The organism is Escherichia sp. KS167_9B, assembly GCF_030295215.1.
Lineage (GTDB): Bacteria > Pseudomonadota > Gammaproteobacteria > Enterobacterales > Enterobacteriaceae > Escherichia > Escherichia coli_F.
Genome location: NZ_AP025754.1, coordinates 2,168,775 through 2,191,880, shown reverse-complemented (window position 1 = coordinate 2,191,880; position 23,106 = coordinate 2,168,775). Strand labels below are relative to the sequence as shown.

General features: G+C 50.9%; 24 protein-coding genes. 14 read left to right on the top strand and 10 right to left on the bottom strand.

Annotated elements, in window-relative coordinates:
* Positions 1-66: 66 nt before the first annotated feature.
* From QUE34_RS11015 to xthA, 8 genes are all read right to left on the bottom strand, one after another.
* Entirely contained in the window at positions 67-720 is a 654-nt protein-coding gene (locus QUE34_RS11015) for an ATP-binding cassette domain-containing protein (protein ID WP_032303176.1), read from the bottom strand.
* On the bottom strand, positions 720-2,255 hold the full coding sequence (locus tag QUE34_RS11010; protein ID WP_286338963.1) for an ABC transporter permease family protein: 1,536 nt from the start codon (positions 2,253-2,255) through the stop codon (positions 720-722). The genes QUE34_RS11015 and QUE34_RS11010 overlap by 1 nt, the downstream gene beginning before the upstream one ends.
* Complete coding sequence (locus tag QUE34_RS11005) at positions 2,228-3,394, bottom strand: ABC transporter substrate-binding protein (protein WP_103253639.1); 1,167 nt, start codon at positions 3,392-3,394, stop codon at positions 2,228-2,230. The genes QUE34_RS11010 and QUE34_RS11005 overlap by 28 nt, the downstream gene beginning before the upstream one ends.
* A 9-nt stretch (positions 3,395-3,403) precedes the next feature.
* Positions 3,404-3,952 (bottom strand): carboxymuconolactone decarboxylase family protein, encoded by a 549-nt coding sequence (locus QUE34_RS11000; RefSeq protein ID WP_000524103.1) that lies wholly within the window; start codon positions 3,950-3,952, stop codon positions 3,404-3,406.
* On the bottom strand, positions 3,952-4,659 hold the full coding sequence (locus QUE34_RS10995; RefSeq protein WP_032303172.1) for a TVP38/TMEM64 family protein: 708 nt from the start codon (positions 4,657-4,659) through the stop codon (positions 3,952-3,954). Before QUE34_RS10995 ends, QUE34_RS11000 begins: the two co-directional genes overlap by 1 nt.
* 14 nt (positions 4,660-4,673) lie before the next feature.
* The gene (gene ydjY / locus QUE34_RS10990) at positions 4,674-5,351 is read right to left on the bottom strand and encodes a lipoprotein YdjY (RefSeq protein ID WP_103253664.1); all 678 of its coding nucleotides are present in this window, start codon (positions 5,349-5,351) and stop codon (positions 4,674-4,676) included.
* Between the two features lie 4 nt (positions 5,352-5,355).
* Positions 5,356-6,066 (bottom strand): TVP38/TMEM64 family protein, encoded by a 711-nt coding sequence (locus QUE34_RS10985; protein ID WP_001353166.1) that lies wholly within the window; start codon positions 6,064-6,066, stop codon positions 5,356-5,358.
* Positions 6,067-6,232: 166 nt separating this feature from the next.
* Entirely contained in the window at positions 6,233-7,039 is an 807-nt protein-coding gene (xthA, locus tag QUE34_RS10980) for an exodeoxyribonuclease III (RefSeq protein ID WP_032184371.1), read from the bottom strand.
* A 445-nt stretch (positions 7,040-7,484) separates the two neighbouring features.
* On the opposite strand from xthA, the gene astC reads away from it, so the two are divergent.
* From astC to ves, 7 genes are all read left to right on the top strand, one after another.
* Positions 7,485-8,705 carry a succinylornithine/acetylornithine transaminase gene (gene astC, locus QUE34_RS10975; protein WP_032303170.1) on the top strand — a complete coding sequence of 407 codons (1,221 nt, stop codon included), beginning with the start codon at positions 7,485-7,487 and terminating at the stop codon, positions 8,703-8,705.
* Complete coding sequence (astA, locus tag QUE34_RS10970) at positions 8,702-9,736, top strand: arginine N-succinyltransferase (RefSeq protein WP_000989455.1); 1,035 nt, start codon at positions 8,702-8,704, stop codon at positions 9,734-9,736. The genes astC and astA overlap by 4 nt, the downstream gene beginning before the upstream one ends.
* Positions 9,733-11,211, top strand: coding sequence for a succinylglutamate-semialdehyde dehydrogenase (gene astD / locus QUE34_RS10965; protein ID WP_032303169.1), 1,479 nt, complete (start codon positions 9,733-9,735; stop codon positions 11,209-11,211). Before astA ends, astD begins: the two co-directional genes overlap by 4 nt.
* Complete coding sequence (gene astB, locus QUE34_RS10960; protein ID WP_105282981.1) at positions 11,208-12,551, top strand: N-succinylarginine dihydrolase; 1,344 nt, start codon at positions 11,208-11,210, stop codon at positions 12,549-12,551. The genes astD and astB overlap by 4 nt, the downstream gene beginning before the upstream one ends.
* A complete protein-coding gene (astE, locus tag QUE34_RS10955) occupies positions 12,544-13,512 on the top strand; it encodes a succinylglutamate desuccinylase (RefSeq protein ID WP_000368494.1) in 969 nt (322 codons plus the stop codon). Before astB ends, astE begins: the two co-directional genes overlap by 8 nt.
* Before the next feature lie 329 nt (positions 13,513-13,841).
* The gene (gene spy, locus QUE34_RS10950; RefSeq protein ID WP_001228981.1) at positions 13,842-14,327 is read left to right on the top strand and encodes an ATP-independent periplasmic protein-refolding chaperone Spy; all 486 of its coding nucleotides are present in this window, start codon (positions 13,842-13,844) and stop codon (positions 14,325-14,327) included.
* 202 nt (positions 14,328-14,529) lie between these two features.
* On the top strand, positions 14,530-15,105 hold the full coding sequence (gene ves, locus QUE34_RS10945; protein ID WP_032303167.1) for an environmental stress-induced protein Ves: 576 nt from the start codon (positions 14,530-14,532) through the stop codon (positions 15,103-15,105).
* Here ves and cho read toward each other — a convergent pair.
* A complete protein-coding gene (gene cho, locus QUE34_RS10940) occupies positions 15,065-15,952 on the bottom strand; it encodes an excinuclease Cho (RefSeq protein WP_032303166.1) in 888 nt (295 codons plus the stop codon). The two genes, ves and cho, sit on opposite strands and share 41 nt — an antisense overlap.
* Positions 15,953-16,181: 229 nt before the next feature.
* Positions 16,182-17,009 (bottom strand): NAD(+) synthase, encoded by an 828-nt coding sequence (gene nadE / locus QUE34_RS10935; RefSeq protein ID WP_000175037.1) that lies wholly within the window; start codon positions 17,007-17,009, stop codon positions 16,182-16,184.
* 201 nt (positions 17,010-17,210) lie between these two features.
* Between nadE and osmE the strand changes: the two genes are divergently transcribed.
* The 7 genes from osmE to chbG all read left to right on the top strand — a co-directional run bounded on the left by osmE (position 17,211) and on the right by chbG (position 23,090).
* Positions 17,211-17,549, top strand: a complete 339-nt coding sequence (gene osmE, locus QUE34_RS10930; protein WP_001039044.1) for an osmotically-inducible lipoprotein OsmE — start codon at positions 17,211-17,213, stop codon at positions 17,547-17,549.
* A 298-nt stretch (positions 17,550-17,847) separates the two neighbouring features.
* The gene (gene chbB / locus QUE34_RS10925) at positions 17,848-18,168 is read left to right on the top strand and encodes a PTS N,N'-diacetylchitobiose transporter subunit IIB (RefSeq protein ID WP_000412169.1); all 321 of its coding nucleotides are present in this window, start codon (positions 17,848-17,850) and stop codon (positions 18,166-18,168) included.
* An 84-nt stretch (positions 18,169-18,252) separates the two neighbouring features.
* Positions 18,253-19,611: a PTS N,N'-diacetylchitobiose transporter subunit IIC gene (chbC, locus tag QUE34_RS10920; RefSeq protein WP_000073041.1), complete on the top strand. Its 1,359-nt coding sequence runs from the start codon at positions 18,253-18,255 to the stop codon at positions 19,609-19,611.
* Positions 19,612-19,661: 50 nt separating this feature from the next.
* Positions 19,662-20,012, top strand: coding sequence for a PTS N,N'-diacetylchitobiose transporter subunit IIA (chbA, locus tag QUE34_RS10915; protein WP_000968919.1), 351 nt, complete (start codon positions 19,662-19,664; stop codon positions 20,010-20,012).
* A gap of 7 nt (positions 20,013-20,019) precedes the next feature.
* On the top strand, positions 20,020-20,862 hold the full coding sequence (gene chbR / locus QUE34_RS10910; RefSeq protein ID WP_000983653.1) for a transcriptional regulator ChbR: 843 nt from the start codon (positions 20,020-20,022) through the stop codon (positions 20,860-20,862).
* A 104-nt stretch (positions 20,863-20,966) separates the two neighbouring features.
* Positions 20,967-22,319, top strand: a complete 1,353-nt coding sequence (gene celF / locus QUE34_RS10905; RefSeq protein ID WP_103253667.1) for a 6-phospho-beta-glucosidase — start codon at positions 20,967-20,969, stop codon at positions 22,317-22,319.
* 12 nt (positions 22,320-22,331) lie between these two features.
* The gene (gene chbG, locus QUE34_RS10900; RefSeq protein WP_032184358.1) at positions 22,332-23,090 is read left to right on the top strand and encodes a chitin disaccharide deacetylase; all 759 of its coding nucleotides are present in this window, start codon (positions 22,332-22,334) and stop codon (positions 23,088-23,090) included.
* Positions 23,091-23,106: the final 16 nt, after the last annotated feature.

The following is a 23,106-nucleotide window of genomic DNA, read 5'->3' as shown; positions in this document are numbered from 1 at the left end:
CGAAAATCCCGACATTGTAGTTTTGAGTGCGCCATTCTGAACTGACGCATTGGGAAAAACTTTGCGTTATCGCAGTTTGTTGTAATTTTCTGACCACTGCGCCATATCCAGAACAGAACTATCAGCAGGAACATCCTGGAGATCGTGCGTTACCTGAACGACGGGGATCGCCAGTTCGCGAACTTCGCTGAACACCCACTGGCGAAAATTATCGCGCAGAGCCACATCAAGACGGCTGAACGGCTCATCCAGTATTAACGCTTTAGGCTGGGCGAGAAGGGCACGTAGCAAGGCTACCCGCGCTCGCTGGCCGCCCGATAATGTCGCCGGATCCTGATGAAAAGTTCCGCCAAGCCCTGTCCGTTCAAGCGCATCATTTACTGCATTGTGCCTTGCAGCCCCTTTCAGTGTCGCCGGTAGCGCCAGCAATAAATTTTGCCCGACGCTGAACTGGTCAAATAACAGCGCATCCTGGAAAAGAATGCCAATCTGACGCTGTGCGGTGGGTAGCATGTCAATCCGTTGCTCATTGAGCCATAGCTCACCTGTACAAGAAAACTGTCCTGCCAGCGCACCAATCATCCATGAAAACAGAGAAGATTTACCACAGCCTGAGGGACCCATTAACGTGACAATGTCACCTTTATTGACCGTAAAGTTAACGTTTGTCAGCAAAGGCCTTTCAGGCAAACGTAGCGAAACATCTTTCACGCAGAGCATTAGCGGAGTCCTTGTCTGACATAACCTACCCATTTTGCAAGCAGGGCGGTCAGGGCAAAAATAATAAGCGGCAACAGTAGTTGCCATAAAGCCTGGGCGGCGAGAATGCCGTTGCTGCCGCCGCTGCTTAATGCCACCGCTTCAGTGGTGAGTGTCGGAAAACGCCCCGCGCCCAGCCACAGCGTCGGCATATACTGCGCAATACTGACTGAAAATCCCACCGCGAAGGTAATCAGCGCAGGGCGCAACATGAGTGGGCATTTCACGTAAAAGAAGATTTTGGCCCGCGACCAGCCCAGTGTTTGCGCAATCAAAATTAACCGTGAATCAATGCGCTGCCAGGCGGGTTGCAGGATAAACAGCATCCACGGCATTACCCACAGCAGATGCCCCCAGACCACCGCTGTCCAGCTCCCATCTATGTTCAGCCATAGCGCCAGCATGTACTGGCCCGCCACCAGCGGCAGAGCGGGTAACAATATGGGCAACCATAGCCAGAATTGCCTCCGTAGTGATCCCCATTCCAGCCAGGCCAGTAACAGGATTAAAGCGAGAAACGTCGCGGTAAGTCCCATCGTCAGGCTGTTGATGAGCGCTTCACTATTGATCGTCGACTGATCCGCGAGGATCGCCAGCAGAGCCACACAGAGCACACCGGTTAAGGGTAAAAAAATCGCCAGTGTATTACCGGGTAATAAAGGCGTGGCGTGCTTACGAACGCCATCTTCCTGGGGGATCGTGCGTCGCCAGGCGCGCCATAACAGATAACCCAGCAAAACGTAGGCGGCGAGTAACAGCATCAGCAGCAGGCTAACAAGCGCGCCTTTTGTCTGTTGGTCAATGCCACCCTGGGTTAGCCACTGCCAGCTAATTACCGCCAGCGTCGGTGGATTACCCGGCCCGAGAATAATTGCCACATCCACGACCGACAACGACCATGCCACAATAGCCAGCATCGCCATTGCCAGTGCAGGCGCGACGGAGGGCAACAACAACCAGTTCAGACATTGCCAGCGGCTGTAGCCCAGCGAATCCAGTACAATAACCTGCTGCAACAGCCGTTTCTCGCTCAATACTGCCGCTAAGATCCACAGCAGAAATGCGCTTTCTTTCACCGCCAGGGTAAGGCCCAGCCCAATACCCAATTTATCCATCGGCGGAGTGAGAAAAGGAAAAACCTGATAAACCAGGCCACCTTCAGCAAACAGCAACAGGGCGCTGGTGGCAAAAGCCACATGGGGAATGGCGAGCAGCCACGGCAGACGGGCGCACATACGCTGCCATTTCGGCCCAGGCCACAGCGCCATAATTACCAGCAGGGCAATCGTCAATGCGCCGAGCGCCGCGATGGTTGTTGACACCAGTGTTGCCAGTAAGGCCTGCGGTAGCTGCGGATCGGCAAATAACGCCTGCCAGTGTGCCAACGACAAAGCAGGCGATATCAGCGTGAGAGCTGCCGGGATCAGCGGTGAATAAATCACCACCACCATCGCCCACAGCAACAAGATTAATGCGTACCGTAACGGCGTAGCCATTCTTGTTCCAGCGCATTTACCCAGCCAGCATGCGGTTCCGCCAGTACCGGCGGCAGATCCTGCGGCATTCTTGATTGTAAAGTTTCACGCTGCCCGGCAGGCAGTTTTTGTGGATCGAGAACCGATGGATCACCCCAGACAGCAGGATCTGCCTTACGTAGCTGTGCATCAGGTGAGAGCAGGAAATTGGCAACCACCTTCGCCGCAGCACTGGCATTCGCGTTGGCAGGAACGGTGACGAAATGCACGTTGCCAATCATCCCCTCGCGAAAGCCAAAACTGTAACTGCTTGCTGGCAAATCGCCACTGGCGATTTTTTGCTGGGCATGTGCAGGATTAAAGGTCAGCGACAGGCGCAATGTGCCAGTTTTCAGCAGAGCATCCATCCGCGCGGGCGAAGGTGGGAAATCCTTTCCTTCGCGCCATAGATACGGATGCAGCGCATCAAGATATTGCCACAAGGGCGCAGTGATACGGGCGAAAGTCGCATCGTTCGGCGCTTTCTTTAATGCTGCGGGATCTGGCGTCAGCATAATCAGTAACTGTTCAAGAAATGCGGTGCCAGTAAAGTCTGGCGGGCGCGGATAGGTAACCGTGCCAGGATTGGCTTTAGCGAATTCCAGTAAGGCTTGCGGTGTTTGTGGTGGCAGTGGCGTAACATCGCGGCGGGCGATAAACGTCAGTTGTGCGCCGCCCCAGGGCGATTCAGCCCCTTCTGTAGGCACTGAAAAATCTTCCCGCACCGGCAGCTGTGTGTCGATATAGCGCCAGTTGGGCAGAGTCTCCGCCCAGCCTGTTTGTAATAAATTAGCCTCTTTTAAGGTGCGGAAGTTTTCGCCGTTCACCCAGAGCAGATCCACCGAACCGCCTGTTTTGCGCCCGGCAGCAGCTTCGGTCTGAATGCGCTTCACCGCGTCTGCGGCATCCGCCAGGCGGACAATCTTCAGGTTTATATCATAATGGGTTTTCATCTCGCCGCTAACCCAGTCGAGATAGCGGTTAATTGCGGTATCGCCGCCCCAGGCGTTAAACCAGACGGTTTGCCCTTTGGCCTCATTTTTAACTTCCTGCCAGTCACTGGCATGTGTTGCCAGAGAAAACAGCGATAACAATCCCAGCAACCACCCACAATGGCGCATCATCTCTCCTTAAGAACGTTTTTCAGGAATACGGCACAGCCCCTGAGCGGGAATGTCCATGGCAGAATTAAAACGGGCTGACAGATTTTGCAGGCCGATCAATGCCGTCAGTTCGGTGAGCGCCTGAGCGTCAAAATGCGTAGCCAGTCGGGTACGCAGGGCTGCATCGACTGTTGGTGGCGTTACGCTGGCGGCTTCGGCGTACTCCAGCGCCAGCCGTTCTTCATCGCTAAAGAGCAGGCTTTGCCGCCAGTCAGCCACTGCCAGCAACTTATCGGTGCTGCCGGTACGCTCGGCGACTTTCATACTGGTGATATCCACGCAAAACTCACACAGGCACATTTGCGCAATGCGCGCGCTGACAAGCGATCGCACTACCGGATCGAGCGGTGAGCGTTTACGCTCCAGCCAACCGACAAACATCGACACCAGATAAAAGATAAACGGGATCCGTCCCCACCAGCGAATTGGACTTAGCACCTCGCCGTAATGGCGACGATGCAGCCACGCCTGCGGACGTAAACTTAAAGGAATTTTGCTAAGCGGTGGTAAACCCATCAGGCATTCCTCTTCTGGCGTTCAAGCCATATTTTCTTCGCCATAAAAATCACCACGGTCAGGGCAAATAGAATAAACAGTCCGGTGATAAACCAGAAAGTACCGCCTGTTAACATGCTGCCCGCCCAAGAATAAACAATAGTCGCCGGTAACTGACCAAGCCCGGTGGCGATAAAAAACGAGCGAAAACGTATTGACGTCAAACCGGCAGCATAGCTGATTGGATCGAAAGGGACAAAAGGCAATAACCGGCATACCAGGATAGTGTGTTTGCCGTAGCGAGTGAAAAAGCCGTCCATACTGTCAAGCACGGTTTTACCGGTTAATTTTTCCACCACTTCGCGGCCCATCACTCTGGCAATAAAAAAGCATAGCGCCGCGCCCGCCATAGAACTGCTCCACGACAGCAAGCCACCCCAGAACGCACCGAACAGCGAGGCATTGGCAAAGGTGATCAAAAATGCAGGCAGCGGTGCAGCAATGGCCTGTAAAATCATCAACATGAACGAGACAACTGCTGCCAGTGCGCCGTAAGACTGAATAAAGCGTTCTATACCCTGTTGGTCCACGGCGGCAAACGCCGCAACGCTGCGATTGATAAACTGATGGACGCCGGGAAGCAGTGCCCATGCCAGCAGCATAGCGAACAACAGGATGATGAGGGTTATACGGTAGTACCAGATTTTACGCGATTGCATCTTCATCATCCTTTATCGTGGCTTTATTCGGTGATTTTAAAGGTAACCGTAGCCAGCGTGTTATCTGCCGGGAGAACCGAGGCATTGCCTTTGAATTGCACTTCACCACGTTTTTCCACCGCACCATAAGTGTATGTTGCATTGCTGACGATGCCGACCGGGCAGCTATCCAGACATACCAGGCAGCCCGTTTTCTTCTCTTCTGCGGCGGCTAAATTACCGCCAAAACGCATGTCCAGTTTATTACCGTTACTGTCGACAATCACCTCATCGAATGAATACGCTTTTGCTGCCCCTTGCCAGTTGACCGAAATATCCAGTTTGCTGCCCGCTACATGAGTCGTTTCTTTATTATCCATCGTCATGTTTTCGCCCGGGATACCACCGGCTTGTTTCAGTGCTTCATAAAATGCTTTCGGGGTCGCATAACCCATAAACAGCGATTTATGTCCGTTGGAGCCATCTTTAAACACTATGCCGTGTCGAGTGTCGTCTGTCAGGAAACGGCCATTAATTTGTACCAGCATGGTGACCGTATGGTTATTGGTATCGACACGCAGTGGTTGGCTGTCTGAAAGCCCGTCGTATTCCACTTTTGCTGCCGCATTCTCTTTTTGATCGCAGCCACTAAGCCCTGCAACGGCCAGTAAACACAGTGCAGCCAGTCCTTTTTTCCATGACGCTGAATAATGTTGCAACATCGTTCTATCCTTCATTTTTGGGGTGAGTAAGTGGGCTGCGGCGCGAAGCAGACAGATCCACGTGTTTGTGTCGGGCGTAGAGTTTGGCAAGCTGGACGAGAATAAACAGTGCCAGGCCCGCCAGACAGAGTTGTAAAATAAAGCGCAGCGTAATGCCTTCACTGGCGAGATCGCTGGCCATCACGGTATAAATAACGATACCGGGCAGGGTAGTGAGTGCCGAAATAAAGGTATAAGGCCAGAAGGCGATAGTGGTTAATCCGTAGGCGTAATTTTGAATATTGTAAGGAAACAGCGGGATTAAGCGGGTAAGAATTAAAAAATCGATACCGTTATGTGCAATGCCTTTTTCAATGGCCTGGAAGGTATGGCTGTGACCAACGTATTTCAGCAATAAATCGCGCCCCAAAAAGCGTGCCAACAGGAATGAACTCGAGGAGGCCAGCGTGGCGGCAATTAATGAGAGTAGTGTCCCTAAGATCGGGCCAAAAACTATGCCTCCAGCGATCACCAGTATGCTTCCTGGTAACAGAAAGAGGGTGGCAATGATGAATAACACAATATAAAGGCAATAACCGAACAATCCGCTCTGGCGAATGAGAGTTTGTAAGTGGGGTAAATCGGTGAGCAGATCGAATAAACCGCAAGCGTGGATAGCGTAAATGACCAGCGCAAAAATAAAACAGGCAAAAAGAAATTTACGCTCAGCGTTCATTGTGGAGTTTCCTATATCAAACTTGATAATAGAGAAGTGGTCAGACAACTAAAAACGCTGTGACGGTATAACAAAGGACGACAAGCAACAAATCATTACTGACAGTTTGTTGATTTTTCTCAAGGTTAATTCTCCTGACTCCGTTTGAGCCAGGAGAGCAGCTAAATTAGCGGCGGAAGGTCGCCCACACAGGCGCGTGATCGGACGGTTTTTCCATGCTGCGAATTTCATAGTCGATGCCGGTTTCTACGCAACATTCTGCCAGCGGTTGGCTGGCGAGAAGCAGGTCGATGCGCAGACCACGGTTATCGTCAAAACCTTTTGAGCGGTAATCAAACCATGAGAAACGATCTGCCGTTTGCGGATTCGCATGGCGGAAGGTATCGACCAACCCCCAGCTCATCAGTCTCTCCATCCATTCGCGTTCCTCCGGAAGGAAAGAACATTTTCCGGTACGCAGCCAGCGCTTACGGTTCTCTTCGCCAATGCCAATATCCAGGTCGGTAGGACTGATATTCATATCGCCCATAATCAGCACCGGATTTTCACGCTTGAGTTCGGTTTCCAAATAATTTTGCAGATTCTGATAAAACTGCGCCTTCGCCGGGAATTTTATCGGATGGTCGCGGCTTTCACCCTGCGGGAAGTAACCGTTGATCACGGTGACATTGCCCAGCGGCGAGGGGATTTCCGCCATAATAATTCGCCGTTGTGCCTCTTCGCCGTCGTCAGGGAAGCCGCGACGCACAGCAATCGGCGTCTCTTTGGTCAACAATGCCACGCCGTAATGGCCTTTCTGCCCGTGATAAAACACGTTGTAGCCGAGCTTTGCCACCTCTTCGAGCGGAAACATATCGTCATGAACTTTTGTCTCCTGCAGGCCAATCACATCTGGTTGGTGCTTTTCGACGATGGCTTCAAGCTGGTGAGGTCTGGCGCGCAGGCCGTTGATATTAAAAGAGACAAATTTCATAGTCGCTGCCATTTATTCAGATAAAGAGTGCGTGGATGGTAGCAGAATTTCGCTTTGCTTACCGCCTGTTGTTAAGTGATTTGATCGATGGTTGTTAATGATGTCAACGATGGCGCAAAAATTGCCCGCTTTTGGTGCGCGCTGCGTCAGAATGGCGCAGTAATTTCCAGTAAATTTCGTCAATGATCACAATTCCAGAATTATATTTTACTTTTGCATAACATTGCGTTTTTTATTCTTTTTATTCATCATCATCGCAAACATATTCACTTTTTATGCACTTTAAATGCATGGCGTACAGTTATAACTCCTTGATTATCAGTTAATCGCCCCCTTTTATGCACTTTTATCACTGGCTGGCACGAACCCTGCAATCTACATTTACAGCGCAAACATTACTTATTATTAACATATAAATAACTAATTATTTACTGTAGAGGTCGCTATGTCTCAGCCAATTACGCGTGAAAACTTTGATGAATGGATGATACCTGTTTACGCTCCGGCACCATTTATTCCGGTACGTGGCGAAGGTTCGCGCTTGTGGGATCAGCAGGGGAAAGAGTATATCGACTTCGCGGGTGGCATTGCGGTGAACGCACTGGGCCATGCGCACCCGGAACTGCGCGAGGCGCTGAACGAACAGGCGAGTAAGTTCTGGCATACCGGTAATGGTTACACCAACGAGCCGGTACTGCGACTGGCGAAAAAATTGATCGACGCCACGTTTGCCGATCGCGTCTTCTTTTGTAACTCCGGTGCGGAAGCCAACGAAGCGGCGCTAAAACTGGCGCGTAAATTCGCTCACGACCGCTACGGCAGCCATAAGAGCGGTATCGTGGCGTTTAAAAATGCGTTTCATGGTCGCACGCTGTTTACCGTCAGCGCGGGCGGACAGCCAGCCTATTCACAGGATTTTGCGCCACTGCCACCGGATATTCGTCATGCTGCATATAACGATATTAACTCTGCCAGCGCGCTGATTGACGACTCTACCTGTGCGGTGATTGTCGAACCCATCCAGGGGGAAGGCGGTGTGGTGCCAGCCAGCAACGCATTTTTACAAGGTCTGCGTGAATTGTGTGACCGCCACAATGCGCTGTTGATTTTTGATGAAGTACAAACCGGCGTCGGGCGCACCGGGGAACTGTATGCCTATATGCACTACGGCGTGACGCCTGATCTGTTAACTACCGCCAAAGCGCTGGGCGGCGGTTTCCCCGTTGGCGCTCTGTTGGCAACCGAAGGGTGCGCCAGCGTGATGACTGTTGGCACCCACGGCACCACCTATGGCGGTAATCCGCTGGCCTCGGCGGTGGCAGGCAAAGTGCTGGATCTCATCAACACGCCAGAGATGCTTATTGGCGTTAAACAGCGTCACGACTGGTTTGTTGAGCGTCTAAATACCATTAATCACCGCTGCGGTTTATTCAGTGAAATTCGTGGATTAGGTTTGTTGATTGGCTGTGTACTGAATGCCGATTACGCCGGGCAAGCGAAACAAATTTCTCAGGAGGCGGCGAAAGCGGGCGTGATGGTGCTGATTGCTGGTGGCAATGTGGTGCGTTTTGCGCCTGCGCTCAACGTCAGCGAAGAAGAGGTGACGACCGGGCTGGATCGCTTTGCAGCTGCTTGCGAACACTTTGTTAGCCGAGGTTCATCATGATGGTCATCCGTCCCGTTGAACGCACTGATGTCTCAGCGTTAATGCAGCTTGCCAGCAAAACGGGCGGCGGCCTGACGTCGCTTCCCGCCAATGAAGCCACGCTTTCGGCGCGTATTGAAAGGGCAATCAAAACCTGGCAAGGCGAACTGCCCAAAAGTGAGCAGGGTTATGTGTTTGTACTGGAAGATAGTGAGACAGGCACTGTGGCGGGAATTTGCGCTATAGAGGTAGCGGTTGGTCTGAACGATCCCTGGTACAACTATCGCGTCGGTACGCTGGTTCACGCCTCAAAAGAGCTAAATGTCTATAACGCGTTACCGACGCTGTTTCTCAGTAATGATCACACCGGCAGCAGCGAGTTGTGCACGCTATTTCTCGACCCGGAGTGGCGCAAAGAGGGCAACGGCTATTTGCTGTCGAAATCGCGCTTTATGTTTATGGCGGCTTTTCGCGACAAGTTTAATGACAAAGTGGTCGCCGAAATGCGCGGGGTGATAGACGAACACGGCTATTCACCGTTCTGGCAAAGCCTCGGTAAACGCTTCTTTTCGATGGATTTTAGCCGCGCCGATTTTCTCTGCGGCACCGGGCAAAAGGCGTTTATTGCAGAACTGATGCCGAAACATCCGATCTATACCCACTTTTTATCCCAGGAAGCGCAGGACGTCATCGGTCAGGTACATCCGCAGACCGCGCCTGCCCGCGCGGTGCTGGAGAAAGAAGGTTTTCGCTACCGTAACTATATCGACATTTTTGACGGCGGGCCGACGCTTGAGTGTGACATCGACCGCGTGCGAGCCATTCGCAAAAGTCGGCTGGTGGAAGTGGCAGAAGGGCAGCCTGCGCAGGGCGAATTCCCGGCCTGCCTGGTCGCCAATGAAAATTATCACCATTTCCGCGTGGTGCTGGTGCGTACCGATCCAGCGACCGAGCGTTTGATTTTAACCGCCGCACAACTGGATGCCCTCAAATGCCACGCAGGGGATCGCGTTCGTCTGGTGCGCCTGTGCGCAGAGGAGAAAACAGCATGACTTTATGGATCAACGGTGACTGGGTGACCGGCCAGGGTGCATTGCGTGTGAAGCGTAATCCGGTATCGGGCGAGGTGTTATGGCAAGGCAATGATGCCGATGCCGCTCAGGTCGAGCAGGCTTGTCGGGCTGCCCGAGCGGCGTTTCCGCGCTGGGCACGACTCTCCTTTGGCGATCGTCAGGTAAGAGTTGAACGCTTTGCCGGATTGCTGGAAAGCAATAAAGCCGAATTAACCGCGATTATTGCCAGAGAAACCGGTAAGCCGCGCTGGGAAGCGGCAACCGAAGTGACGGCGATGATCAATAAAATCGCGATATCAATTAAGGCGTATCACGTTCGTACCGGCGAGCAGCGTAGCGAAATGCCGGACGGCGCGGCGAGCCTGCGCCATCGTCCACACGGTGTGCTGGCGGTGTTTGGGCCGTATAATTTCCCCGGGCATCTGCCGAACGGACATATCGTTCCGGCATTGCTGGCAGGTAACACCATTATCTTTAAACCCAGCGAACTGACACCGTGGAGTGGCGAAGCGGTAATGCGTTTATGGCAGCAGGCTGGCTTGCCGCCGGGCGTGCTGAACCTGGTGCAGGGCGGGCGTGAAACGGGTCAGGCGCTGAGTGCGCTGGAGGATCTCGACGGCTTGCTGTTTACCGGTAGCGCCAATACTGGCTACCAGTTGCATCGTCAGCTTTCCGGTCAGCCGGAGAAAATTCTCGCCCTCGAAATGGGCGGCAATAACCCGCTAATAATCGATGACGTGGCGGATATCGACGCGGCTGTCCATCTGACCATTCAGTCGGCGTTTGTCACAGCCGGGCAACGCTGCACCTGCGCCCGCCGTTTATTGTTGAAAAGTGGAGCGCAGGGCGATGCATTTCTTGCTCGCCTGGTTGCCGTCAGCCAGCGATTAACGCCGGGCAACTGGGACGATGAACCGCAACCGTTTATTGGCGGGCTGATATCAGAGCAGGCCGCACAGCAGGTGGTTACTGCCTGGCAAGAACTGGAAGCGATGGGCGGACGAACCCTGCTTGCGCCACGTTTACTGCGTGCAGGAACATCATTGCTTACGCCGGGGATCGTTGAAATGACGGGTGTTGCTGGCGTGCCGGATGAAGAAGTGTTCGGGCCGCTATTGCGCGTCTGGCGTTATGACACTTTCGATGAAGCAATTCGAATGGCGAATAACACCCGCTTTGGCCTCTCTTGTGGGCTGGTTTCACCGAAACGGGAAAAGTTCGAGCAACTGTTACTGGAAGCGCGGGCAGGGATTGTTAACTGGAACAAACCGCTTACCGGAGCCGCCAGTACCGCACCCTTCGGCGGCGTTGGCGCTTCCGGCAACCATCGCCCCAGCGCCTGGTATGCCGCCGATTACTGCGCCTGGCCGATGGCAAGCCTGGAGTCAGACTCGTTAACGTTGCCCGCCACGCTTAACCCAGGTCTGGATTTTTCCGAGGAGGTGGTGCGATGAACGCCTGGGAAGTCAATTTCGACGGGCTGGTAGGGCTGACGCATCATTACGCGGGCTTGTCGTTTGGTAATAAAGCCTCTACCCGTCACCGTTTTCAGGTGTCTAACCCGCGACTGGCGGCGAAACAGGGCTTACTGAAAATGAAAACCCTTGCCGATGCGGGATTCCCCCAGGCGGTGATCCCGCCGCACGAGCGTCCGTTTATTCCGGTGCTGCGTCAACTGGGATTCAGTGGTAACGATGAGCAGGTACTGGAAAAAGTTGCACGCCAGGCACCGCACTGGCTTTCCAGCGTCAGCTCCGCTTCGCCAATGTGGGTAGCCAATGCGGCAACGATCGCGCCATCTGCCGATACGCTGGATGGCAAAGTGCATCTCACCGTTGCCAACCTGAACAATAAATTTCACCGTTCGCTGGAAGCCCCCGTCACCGAATCGCTGTTAAAAGCGATTTTTAACGACGAAGAGAAATTTAGTGTCCATTCGGCGTTGCCGCAGGTAGCGTTGCTCGGTGATGAGGGGGCGGCAAATCACAATCGTCTCGGCGGTCATTACGGTGAACCGGGTATGCAACTTTTTGTCTACGGGCGAGAAGAGGGCAATGATACCCGGCCTTCCCGTTATCCGGCGCGACAGACTCGCGAAGCCAGCGAGGCGGTGGCAAGGCTGAATCAGGTGAATCCCCAACAGGTGATTTTCGCCCAGCAAAACCCGGACGTTATCGACCAGGGCGTTTTTCATAATGACGTGATTGCCGTGAGTAACCGCCAGGTGCTGTTTTGTCATCAACAGGCGTTCGCTCGACAGGTGCAGTTACTGGCAAACCTGCGTGCGCGGGTGAACGGTTTTATGGCGCTAGAAGTTCCGGCGACTCAGGTTTCCGTGTCAGATGCGGTGTCTACATATCTGTTTAACAGCCAGTTGTTGAGCCGTAATGATGGTTCCATGGTTTTGGTGCTGCCGCAGGAGTGTCGGGAACATGCGGGAGTATGGCGTTATCTCAATGAACTCCTTGCCGCTGACAACCCGATTAGCGAACTAAAAGTTTTTGATTTACGTGAAAGTATGGCAAACGGCGGCGGCCCGGCGTGCCTGCGGTTGCGCGTGGTGTTGACAGAAGAAGAACGCCGGGCGGTGAATCCGGCGGTGATGATGAACGATACGCTGTTTAATGCGCTCAATGACTGGGTGGAGCGTTACTACCGCGATCGTCTTACTGCGGCGGATCTTGCCGATCCGCTGCTGCTGCGCGAAGGGCGGGAAGCACTGGATGTATTGAGCCAATTACTGAATCTCGGTTCGGTTTATCCGTTCCAGCGCGAGGGAGGGGGCAATGGATAATTTTCTTGCTCTGACCTTAACGGGTAAAAAACCGGTTATCACCGAGCGAGAAATCAACGGCGTTCGCTGGCGCTGGCTGGGCGATGGCGTGCTGGAACTGACGCCATTAACGCCACCGCAAGGTGCGCTGGTGATTTCAGCGGGAATACACGGTAATGAGACGGCACCTGTGGAGATGCTGGACGCGTTGCTTGGAGCGATATCTCACGGCGAGATCCCGTTACGTTGGCGGCTGCTGGTGATCCTCGGGAATCCTCCTGCGCTGAAGCAAGGGAAACGTTATTGCCATAGCGATATGAACCGAATGTTTGGCGGACGTTGGCAGCTATTTGCTGAAAGCGGAGAAACCTGTCGCGCGCGCGAACTGGAACAGTGCCTGGAAGATTTTTATGACCAGGGCAAGGAATCTATTCGCTGGCACCTTGATCTGCATACCGCCATTCGTGGCTCCTTGCATCCGCAATTCGGTGTCTTACCACAACGTGATATTCCCTGGGACGAGAAATTTCTGACGTGGCTGGGGGCGGCGGGGCTGGAGGCACTGGTGTTCCATCAGGCGCCTGGTGGTACGTTTACCCATTTCAGCGCCAGACATTTTGGCGCGCTGGCCTGTACGCTGGAACTCGGCAAAGCGTTGCCCTTCGGACAAAACGATCTTCGCCAGTTTGCAGTCACTGCCAGCGCAATTGCTGCGCTGCTATCTGGTGAGAGTGTCGGTATCGTGAGAACGCCGCCACTACGTTATCGGGTGGTTTCGCAAATTACTCGCCACTCGCCGTCCTTCGAAATGCATATGGCAAGTGACACGCTGAATTTTATGCCGTTTAAGAAAGGAACGTTGCTGGCGCAGGACGGTGAAGAACGTTTTACCGTAACCCATGATGTAGAGTATGTGTTATTCCCTAATCCGTTGGTAGCGTTGGGATTACGCGCGGGATTAATGCTCGAAAAAATAAGCTAATACTTACCCGCAGAAATCATTCTGCGGGTATTAAGTTACTTTCTTATAAATTAATACAGATTAATCCTGGTTATTTGCTTTATTTATCACCAGTCATCCGGTATAGTTCTTCATAATCTCTGCAAAATCATCATGTTGTAATATTCTCTCATCACTCTCCATCAAATTTTCTTTTTTTCTCCATAATTGGCGCAAAAGTGTTTTTTACACTTTCATTGTTTTACCGTTGCTCTGATTAATTGACGCTAAAATCAGTAAAGTTAATCTCGTCAACACGGCACGCTACTTAAGAAAGCCGTAATAAATAACTGAAAGGAAGGATATAGAATATGCGTAAATTAACTGCACTGTTTGTTGCCTCTACCCTGGCTCTTGGCGCGGCTAACCTGGCCCATGCCGCAGACACCACTACCGCAGCACCGGCTGACGCGAAGCCGATGATGCACCACAAAGGCAAGTTCGGTCCGCATCAGGACATGATGTTCAAAGACCTGAACCTGACCGACGCGCAGAAACAGCAGATTCGCGAAATCATGAAAGGCCAGCGTGACCAGATGAAACGTCCGCCGCTGGAAGAACGTCGCGCAATGCATGACATCATTGCCAGCGATACCTTCGATAAAGCAAAAGCTGAAGCGCAGATCGCAAAAATGGAAGAACAGCGCAAAGCTAATATGCTGGCGCACATGGAAACCCAGAACAAAATTTACAACATCCTGACGCCGGAACAGAAAAAGCAATTTAATGCTAATTTTGAGAAGCGTCTGACAGAACGTCCAGCGGCAAAAGGTAAAATGCCTGCAACTGCTGAATAATCTTTCAGCCAAAAAACTTAAGACCGCCGGTCTTGTCCACTACCTTGCAGTAATGCGGTGGACAGGATCGGCGGTTTTCTTTTCTCTTCTCAAACAGATGCAAAAAAAGCCTGATCGCCACTAACGTAAATCACCCGAGTTGCCGATAACCATCCACGGTTACCTGAACGATAACAATGAAAAGACCGGGCCGGGAGCGAGTATGGAATACTTTGATATGCGTAAAATGTCGGTGAATTTGTGGCGAAACGCTGCCGGTGAAACGCGCGAAATTTGCACTTTCCCACCGGCAAAACGTGATTTTTACTGGCGCGCCAGCATTGCATCCATCGCGGCGAATGGGGAGTTTTCTTTGTTTCCTGGTATGGAAAGGATAGTGACGTTGCTGGAAGGCGGCGAGATGTTCCTTGAAAGCGCAGACCGCTTTAACCATACCCTAAAACCGTTACAGCCTTTTGCCTTTGCGGCGGACCTGGTGGTAAAAGCGAAACTGACGGCAGGGCAGATGTCGCTGGATTTCAACATCATGACACGCCTGGATGTCTGTAAGGCGAAAGTCAGAATTGCCGAACGTACGTTTACTACCTTTGGCTCACGCGGCGGGGTAGTGTTTGTCATTAACGGGGCGTGGCAATTGGGCGATAAACTGCTCACTACTGACCAGGGAGCGTGCTGGTATGATGGCAAACACACCCTGCGGCTTTTACAACCGCAAGGTAAACTGTTATTCAGTGAAATCAACTGGCTTGCGGGTCATTCACCGGATCAAGTTCGGTAATTTCATAGTTACCAGAAAGCAAAGGTTTACAGAGAATTTTATAACCGTCGTGATCAAACCCCGCGGGTGTCCGAATTAACGTTGTCGCTTCTTCCAGCGAATTAACCGCCCCCAGCCACAGCCAGTTTTGAATAATATGATATTGAGTCATTTCCGGGTGCTGTTCTTTCAGTGCTACCGCACCTTGCCAAGGCCAACACACCACCCGCAAACGCGCCAGAGCCTGGCGCAAGCGTAGCGCATGTTCCTCAGGGCTCTCTTTACCGCAACACGCCCCGGCGCAACGTTTTAATGCAGAACGAAAACATGCACGCCCGCGGCTTAACGGTTCCAGTCCCAACAGGCCATAACAAAGTTTTTGTTCATCAGCGATGGTCTGCAATGCTTGTAAAGCCGCACGGCGATTGGCAAACAGGCCAAACAGGTTGGGGGCTCGTGAAAAATCCACCTCTTTGGCATACACCACATCAACACGCTTTTCATTCAGCTGCAGGGCGCAGAGCTGGCGATTGCGGCGCAACCGTTTATTAAATAGCGGCTGCTGCTCTTTGATTAATCGCGCTTCAAGGAGTAGAGCGCCGATTTCGCCTGCGGTGCAGATCCAGCTAATTCGCCGGGATTGCCGTAGCATGGCGGCTTCATCCGGGGTGCGTAAATGAGAAAGCACCCGACTGCGGATATTAACGCTTTTGCCGATATAGAGCGGCATGGTGTCACTTTCGCCATGAAACAGATACACCCCTGGTCGGGTGGGTAAGTCATTAAGGAATGATCGTAAATGTTCGGGATATTCATAAATTGCCGCAGCTTCAAATTCGAGCCGCGGAGAAGTTAAACGCCGTACCACTGTTGACTCCGAGTGCTGGTTATCTATCCAGTGTAACAGGTGGGGAGCGATTAAAAAAGAGGCGGGTCGATGACAAAGGTTACACCATGAGACGTGCTACGCCTGTCAGGCCTATTCGACTCCTGCAATGTATTGAATTTGCATAGTTTTGTAGGTCGAATAAGGCGTTCACGCCGCATCCGGCGTGAACAAAGGGCTCTTTTTCGCACAAGCCAATATGTGCAAATTATTACTTTTTCCAGAAATCATCGAAAACGGTAATTGGCGGACGGCGTTTATGTTCAGTTTTCAGATACCAGTTCTCTATTGTTCTGGCGACCTGTTCAGGTACGTTTTTCCCTTCCAGATAGTCGTCGATATTGTCATAGGTCACGCCGAGTGCCACTTCATCTGGCAGAGAAGGGCGATCATCTTCCAGATCGGCCGTTGGGGCTTTCTTATAAAGATGTTCCGGACAACCTAATGCCGCCAGTAACTGTTTACCCTGACGTTTGTTGAGGCGATACAGCGGATTAATGTCCGTACCGCCGTCACCATATTTAGTGAAGAATCCGGTAATGGCTTCTGCTGCATGATCGGTGCCCACCACGACACCGCTGGTCATACCCGCAATGCTATATTGTGCTTTCATCCGCTCACGCGCTTTTTCATTGCCACGGACAAAATCACTTAATTCAATACCCGCTTCGCGCAGCGCCTGTTCGCTGGCCAATACCGCGCCCTTGATATTAACGGTTAATACGCGATCCGGTTGAATAAAGGCAATGGCATCCTGACAATCTTGTTCGTCGGCCTGAACACCATAGGGCAGGCGTACGGCAATAAATTGCAGCGATTCGTTGCCGGTTTCCTGGCGCAGCTCATTAATCGCCATCTGGCACAGCTTACCGGCAAGCGTGGAGTCCTGACCGCCGCTGATCCCGAGCACCAGTGATTTAATGAACGGATAAGTTTGCAGGTAGCTTTTCAGAAAATCGACACTACGACGAATTTCCTCTTCAGCATTAATCTGCGGTTTTGCGCCCAGCGCCTTTATTATTTGTTGTTGCAATGTCATTGAACCCCTCCAGACAGAAAAGACAAAACTTCCTTAAAGCTAACCCGTTGCTACTGAAACGACAAGCGACAGCGGGCTGAATGGTGGTTAAAACGTCATACAGGAATCCTCTGAAAGCGGAGCCGTTTCGTTCACGGGCTTGAAAAAGCGCCCAATGTATTCCAGGCTTATCTAACACGCTGATAAACAAGAGGACGGAATATGAACAAGAATATGGCAGGAATTCTGAGTGCAGCGGCGGTATTAACCATGCTGGCGGGTTGTACGGCTTATGATCGTACCAAAGACCAGTTTGTACAGCCTGTGGTGAAAGACGTCAAAAAAGGCATGAGCCGGGCGCAGGTTGCACAAATTGCGGGTAAACCTTCGTCTGAAGTGAGCATGATTCATGCTCGTGGTACTTGCCAGACCTACATCCTGGGTCAACGTGATGGTAAAGCAGAAACCTACTTTGTCGCGTTAGATGATACCGGACATGTCATCAACTCCGGTTATCAGACCTGTGCTGAATACGACACTGATCCACAGGCTGCGAAGTAATCACTTCGCCTGAAAGCTTGAGTTACAACGGAAACCGGCCATTGTGCCGGTTTTTTTTGGCCTGAGTTCTTAATTATCTTCGCGAATTATTTGCCCGAAATGTGAAGAGGGTCATAACCGCAGGTCAAGGAGAGACAATTTATAAGGTCAAAGAAATACTATTGCTCAGGTCTATACCGTATACTCCTTTCAGCCACAAAAAAAGTCATGTTGGTTTCGCAAGTTACCCAGAGCATGGAAGCAGGTTAAGGCTTGCGGAGTGTCTGGCTGACAGATAATCGTCGATGAGGGCAGTTTTATGGAAAAGAAACACATTTATCTGTTTTGTTCTGCGGGCATGTCTACCTCTTTACTGGTATCAAAAATGCGCGCACAGGCAGAAAAATATGAAGTTCCGGTCATTATTGAAGCATTTCCGGAAACACTGGCCGGTGAAAAAGGTCAGAATGCCGATGTCGTGTTATTAGGGCCGCAGATTGCTTATATGTTGCCCGAAATCCAGCGTTTGTTACCCAACAAACCGGTTGAAGTAATTGACTCGCTGCTTTATGGCAAAGTCGATGGTTTAGGCGTGCTTAAGGCTGCGGTTGCAGCGATTAAAAAAGCCGCAGCAAATTAATTTATTTTAAATTTTCCCGTCAAAGAGTTATTTCATAAATCAATACCGCAATATTTAAATTGCGGTTTTTAAGGGTATTTTTCTATGAGTAATGTTATTGCATCGCTTGAAAAGGTACTCCTCCCTTTTGCAGTTAAAATAGGAAAGCAGCCACACGTTAATGCAATCAAAAATGGCTTTATTCGCTTAATGCCGTTAACCCTTGCGGGGGCCATGTTTGTATTAATTAACAACGTTTTTCTAAGCTTTGGGGAGGGGTCGTTTTTTTATTCCTTAGGTATTCGCCTGGATGCCTCAACCATTGAAACACTTAATGGTCTGAAAGGTATTGGCGGCAACGTATATAACGGAACATTAGGGATAATGTCTTTAATGGCACCGTTCTTTATTGGCATGGCGCTGGCAGAAGAGCGTAAAGTCGATGCGCTGGCGGCTGGGTTGTTATCCGTTGCAGCATTTATGACCGTCACCCCATATAGTGTCGGTGAGGCCTATGCGGTTGGCGCAAACTGGTTAGGTGGGGCGAATATCATCTCCGGGATTATTATTGGCCTGGTGGTGGCAGAAATGTTTACCTTTATTGTCCGCCGCAATTGGGTCATTAAATTGCCCGACAGCGTACCTGCTTCAGTATCGCGTTCCTTCTCGGCATTAATCCCCGGCTTTATTATTCTTTCCGTGATGGGGATTATTGCCTGGGCGTTGAATACCTGGGGCACCAACTTCCATCAGATCATTATGGATACCATCTCAACCCCACTGGCATCGTTGGGTAGCGTGGTGGGCTGGGCCTATGTGATCTTTGTTCCACTGCTCTGGTTCTTCGGTATTCATGGTGCGCTGGCGCTGACCGCACTGGACAACGGCATTATGACGCCGTGGGCGCTGGAAAATATCGCGACCTATCAGCAATATGGTTCCGTCGAAGCGGCGCTGGCAGCCGGTAAGACCTTCCATATCTGGGCCAAGCCGATGCTGGACTCCTTTATTTTCCTTGGGGGCAGTGGTGCGACTTTAGGCCTGATCCTGGCTATCTTTATCGCCTCTCGCCGTGCTGATTATCGTCAGGTGGCAAAACTGGCGCTGCCGTCCGGCATCTTCCAGATTAACGAACCGATTCTGTTTGGTTTGCCAATTATCATGAACCCGGTGATGTTTATCCCGTTTGTACTGGTGCAACCGATTCTGGCGGCAATCACTCTGGCAGCGTACTACATGGGCATTATTCCTCCGGTGACCAATATTGCACCGTGGACCATGCCAACCGGTCTGGGGGCCTTCTTTAACACCAACGGTAGCGTCGCCGCATTGCTGGTTGCACTCTTCAACCTTGGTATCGCAACGTTAATTTATCTGCCCTTTGTTGTGGTGGCTAACAAAGCACAAAACGCGATTGATAAAGAAGAGAGCGAAGAAGATATCGCTAACGCCCTGAAATTTTAATCGATGCCGGTACGGGTAATCGTGCCGGTAAGAATAGAGAGGAACGATGTATGATGGATCTCGATAATATTCCCGATACGCAAACGGAAGCTGAAGAGCTGGAAGAAGTGGTGATGGGGCTTATCATCAACTCCGGACAAGCGCGCAGCCTGGCGTATGCCGCACTGAAACAGGCGAAGCAGGGCGATTTTGCCGCAGCAAAAGCCATGATGGATCAGTCACGGATGGCATTGAATGAAGCGCATCTGGTACAGACGAAACTGATTGAAGGCGATGCGGGCGAAGGTAAGATGAAAGTGAGTCTGGTGCTGGTCCACGCTCAGGATCATTTAATGACGTCCATGCTTGCGCGTGAACTGATTACTGAATTAATTGAGCTTCATGAAAAACTGAAGGCATAAGGAGTCGATGATGCAGCCAGTGATTAACGCGCCGGAAATTGCCACTGCCCGAGAACAGCAGTTGTTTAATGGCAAAAACTTCCATGTGTTTATCTACAACAAAACTGAGAGTATCAGCGGACTGCATCAGCACGACTATTATGAATTTACTCTGGTATTAACCGGGCGTTATTTCCAGGAGATTAACGGTAAGCGCGTGTTACTGGAACGGGGCGATTTTGTTTTTATTCCGTTAGGTTCGCACCATCAAAGTTTTTATGAGTTTGGTGCCACGCGCATATTGAACGTTGGGATCAGTAAACGCTTTTTTGAGCAGCATTACCTGCCGTTGTTGCCTTATTGCTTTGTCGCTTCGCAGGTATACCGGACCAATAACGCTTTTCTCACCTATGTGGAAACCGTGATTTCTTCATTGAATTTCCGCGAAACAGGGCTGGAAGAGTTTGTTGAGATGGTTACTTTTTATGTCATTAACCGTTTGCGTCATTACCGCGAAGAACAGGTGATTGATGATGTACCGCAGTGGCTGAAAAGTACGGTAGAAAAGATGCATGATAAAGAGCAGTTTAGTGAATCGGCGCTGGAGAATATGGTGACGTTGTCAGCCAAATCACAGGAATATTTGACGCGAGCGACTCAACGATATTATGGCAAAACACCAATGCAGATTATTAATGAGATCCGTATTAATTTTGCCAAAAAACAACTGGAAATGACCAACTATTCCGTGACGGATATTGCGTTTGAGGCCGGTTATAGTAGCCCGAGCTTGTTTATTAAAACGTTTAAGAAATTAACGTCCTTTACGCCTAAGAGCTATCGTAAGAAATTGACTGAATTTAATCAGTAAGTCGTTATACCTGACAATTCACATATCTGTCCTGTTGCTGGATTATTTATGTCCGGGGGGGCAGATATGCCAGATATCAGTACTCTGTACTGAAGGGAGAGTTTATGAACCAGATATTAAAAGTCGTCACTATTGGTGGCGGGAGCAGCTATACCCCGGAATTACTGGAAGGATTTATTAAGCGTTATCACGAATTGCCGGTCAGCGAATTATGGCTGGTGGATGTCGAAGATGGTAAAGAGAAACTGGATATTATTTTTGATCTCTGCCAACGGATGATTGATAACGCTGGCGTCCCGATGAAGCTTTATAAAACGCTGGATCGCCGCGAAGCATTGAAAGATGCTGATTTCGTTACTACCCAACTGCGCGTAGGCCAATTACCGGCGCGCGAACTGGATGAACGTATTCCATTAAGTCATGGTTATCTTGGTCAGGAAACTAACGGCGCGGGCGGTTTGTTTAAAGGTCTGCGTACCATTCCGGTGATTTTTGACATCGTAAAAGATGTCGAAGAACTTTGTCCGAATGCATGGGTGATTAACTTCACTAACCCGGCGGGAATGGTCACTGAAGCCGTTTATCGTCATACCGGATTTAAACGCTTTATCGGCGTGTGTAATATTCCGATCGGCATGAAGATGTTTATTCGCGATGTTCTGATGCTGAAAGACAGCGATGATTTATCTATCGATTTGTTCGGCCTCAACCATATGGTGTTCATTAAGGATGTGCTGGTAAATGGCAAATCACGCTTTGCCGAATTGCTTGATGGTGTGGCATCCGGGCAGTTAAAAGCATCTGGCGTTAAAAATATTTTCGATCTGCCATTTAGCGAAGGCTTAATTCGTTCTCTGAATCTGTTGCCGTGTTCTTATTTGCTTTATTACTTCAAGCAAAAAGAGATGCTGGCTATTGAAATGGGCGAATACTACAAAGGCGGCGCACGAGCGCAGGTAGTACAGAAAGTCGAGAAACAACTTTTTGAGCTATATAAAAACCCGGAGTTGAATGTTAAGCCGAAAGAGCTGGAACAGCGCGGTGGGGCTTATTACTCTGATGCAGCGTGCGAAGTGATCAACGCTATCTACAACGACAAGCAAGCAGAACATTACGTTAATATCCCGCATCATGGGCATATTGATAATATTCCGGCAGACTGGGCGGTAGAAATGACCTGTACGCTGGGGCGCGATGGCGCGACGCCACATCCGCGCATTACGCATTTCGATGATAAAGTGATGGGGCTGATTCACACCATCAAAGGCTTCGAGATTGCTGCCAGCAACGCCGCACTTAGCGGGGAATTTAACGATGTGTTACTGGCGCTAAACCTTAGTCCGTTGGTGCATTCCGATCGCGATGCTGAGCTGCTGGCACGCGAGATGATTCTGGCGCACGAGAAATGGCTGCCAAATTTTGCCGACTGCATCGCAGAGCTTAAAAAAGCACATTAACCGAGGCTGATTATGGAACGCTTACTGATTGTTAATGCCGATGATTTTGGCTTAAGCAAAGGTCAGAACTACGGCATTATCGAGGCCTGTCGCAATGGGATTGTCACGTCGACGACGGCGCTGGTGAATGGGCAGGCTATTGACCATGCAGTGCAGTTGAGTCGTGATGAACCGAGTCTGGCCATAGGGATGCACTTTGTCCTTACTATGGGCAAGGCACTGACAGCTATGCCGGGGTTAACCCGCGATGGTGTGCTGGGAAAATGGATCTGGCAGTTGGCAGAAGAAGATGCTTTACCGCTGGAAGAAATTACTCAGGAGCTCGCCAGTCAGTATTTGCGTTTCATTGAGCTATTTGGACGCAAACCTACGCATCTTGATAGCCATCATCATGTGCATATGTTCCCGCAGATTTTCCCGATTGTTGCCAGGTTTGCGGCTGAAGAGGGGATAGCGTTGCGCATCGACCGTCAGCCGCTGTCTAACGTTGGTGATTTACCGGCTAATCTGCGCAGTTCGCAGGGATTCAGTAGCGCGTTTTATGGTGAAGAGATTAGCGAGACACTGTTCCTGCAAGTGCTTGATGACTCCAGTCATCGCGGCGAGCGCTCTCTGGAAGTGATGTGCCACCCGGCGTTTATCGATAATACGATTCGCCAGAGTGCTTATTGCTTCCCTCGGTTAACGGAACTGGATGTGCTGACTTCAGCGTCGTTGAAATATGCGATTGCTGAGCGTGGTTATCGGTTGGGTAGTTATCTTGATGTGTAAGTAAGGTGGTAAGGTC

Coding starts and splice junctions, on each gene's coding strand:
- ydjY (WP_103253664.1), bottom strand. CDS start 5,351: ATGTTGCAACATTATTCAGCGTCATGGAAAAAAGGACTGGCTGCACTG.
- astA (WP_000989455.1), top strand. CDS start 8,702: ATGATGGTCATCCGTCCCGTTGAACGCACTGATGTCTCAGCGTTAATG.
- chbC (WP_000073041.1), top strand. CDS start 18,253: ATGAGTAATGTTATTGCATCGCTTGAAAAGGTACTCCTCCCTTTTGCA.
- QUE34_RS11005 (WP_103253639.1), bottom strand. CDS start 3,394: ATGCGCCATTGTGGGTGGTTGCTGGGATTGTTATCGCTGTTTTCTCTG.
- celF (WP_103253667.1), top strand. CDS start 20,967: ATGAACCAGATATTAAAAGTCGTCACTATTGGTGGCGGGAGCAGCTAT.
- xthA (WP_032184371.1), bottom strand. CDS start 7,039: ATGAAATTTGTCTCTTTTAATATCAACGGCCTGCGCGCCAGACCTCAC.
- spy (WP_001228981.1), top strand. CDS start 13,842: ATGCGTAAATTAACTGCACTGTTTGTTGCCTCTACCCTGGCTCTTGGC.
- QUE34_RS11010 (WP_286338963.1), bottom strand. CDS start 2,255: ATGGCTACGCCGTTACGGTACGCATTAATCTTGTTGCTGTGGGCGATG.
- ves (WP_032303167.1), top strand. CDS start 14,530: ATGGAATACTTTGATATGCGTAAAATGTCGGTGAATTTGTGGCGAAAC.
- astB (WP_105282981.1), top strand. CDS start 11,208: ATGAACGCCTGGGAAGTCAATTTCGACGGGCTGGTAGGGCTGACGCAT.
- nadE (WP_000175037.1), bottom strand. CDS start 17,009: ATGACATTGCAACAACAAATAATAAAGGCGCTGGGCGCAAAACCGCAG.
- QUE34_RS11000 (WP_000524103.1), bottom strand. CDS start 3,952: ATGGGTTTACCACCGCTTAGCAAAATTCCTTTAAGTTTACGTCCGCAG.
- astE (WP_000368494.1), top strand. CDS start 12,544: ATGGATAATTTTCTTGCTCTGACCTTAACGGGTAAAAAACCGGTTATC.
- QUE34_RS10995 (WP_032303172.1), bottom strand. CDS start 4,659: ATGATGAAGATGCAATCGCGTAAAATCTGGTACTACCGTATAACCCTC.
- chbG (WP_032184358.1), top strand. CDS start 22,332: ATGGAACGCTTACTGATTGTTAATGCCGATGATTTTGGCTTAAGCAAA.
- osmE (WP_001039044.1), top strand. CDS start 17,211: ATGAACAAGAATATGGCAGGAATTCTGAGTGCAGCGGCGGTATTAACC.
- astC (WP_032303170.1), top strand. CDS start 7,485: ATGTCTCAGCCAATTACGCGTGAAAACTTTGATGAATGGATGATACCT.
- astD (WP_032303169.1), top strand. CDS start 9,733: ATGACTTTATGGATCAACGGTGACTGGGTGACCGGCCAGGGTGCATTG.
- QUE34_RS11015 (WP_032303176.1), bottom strand. CDS start 720: ATGCTCTGCGTGAAAGATGTTTCGCTACGTTTGCCTGAAAGGCCTTTG.
- chbA (WP_000968919.1), top strand. CDS start 19,662: ATGATGGATCTCGATAATATTCCCGATACGCAAACGGAAGCTGAAGAG.
- chbB (WP_000412169.1), top strand. CDS start 17,848: ATGGAAAAGAAACACATTTATCTGTTTTGTTCTGCGGGCATGTCTACC.
- chbR (WP_000983653.1), top strand. CDS start 20,020: ATGATGCAGCCAGTGATTAACGCGCCGGAAATTGCCACTGCCCGAGAA.
- QUE34_RS10985 (WP_001353166.1), bottom strand. CDS start 6,066: ATGAACGCTGAGCGTAAATTTCTTTTTGCCTGTTTTATTTTTGCGCTG.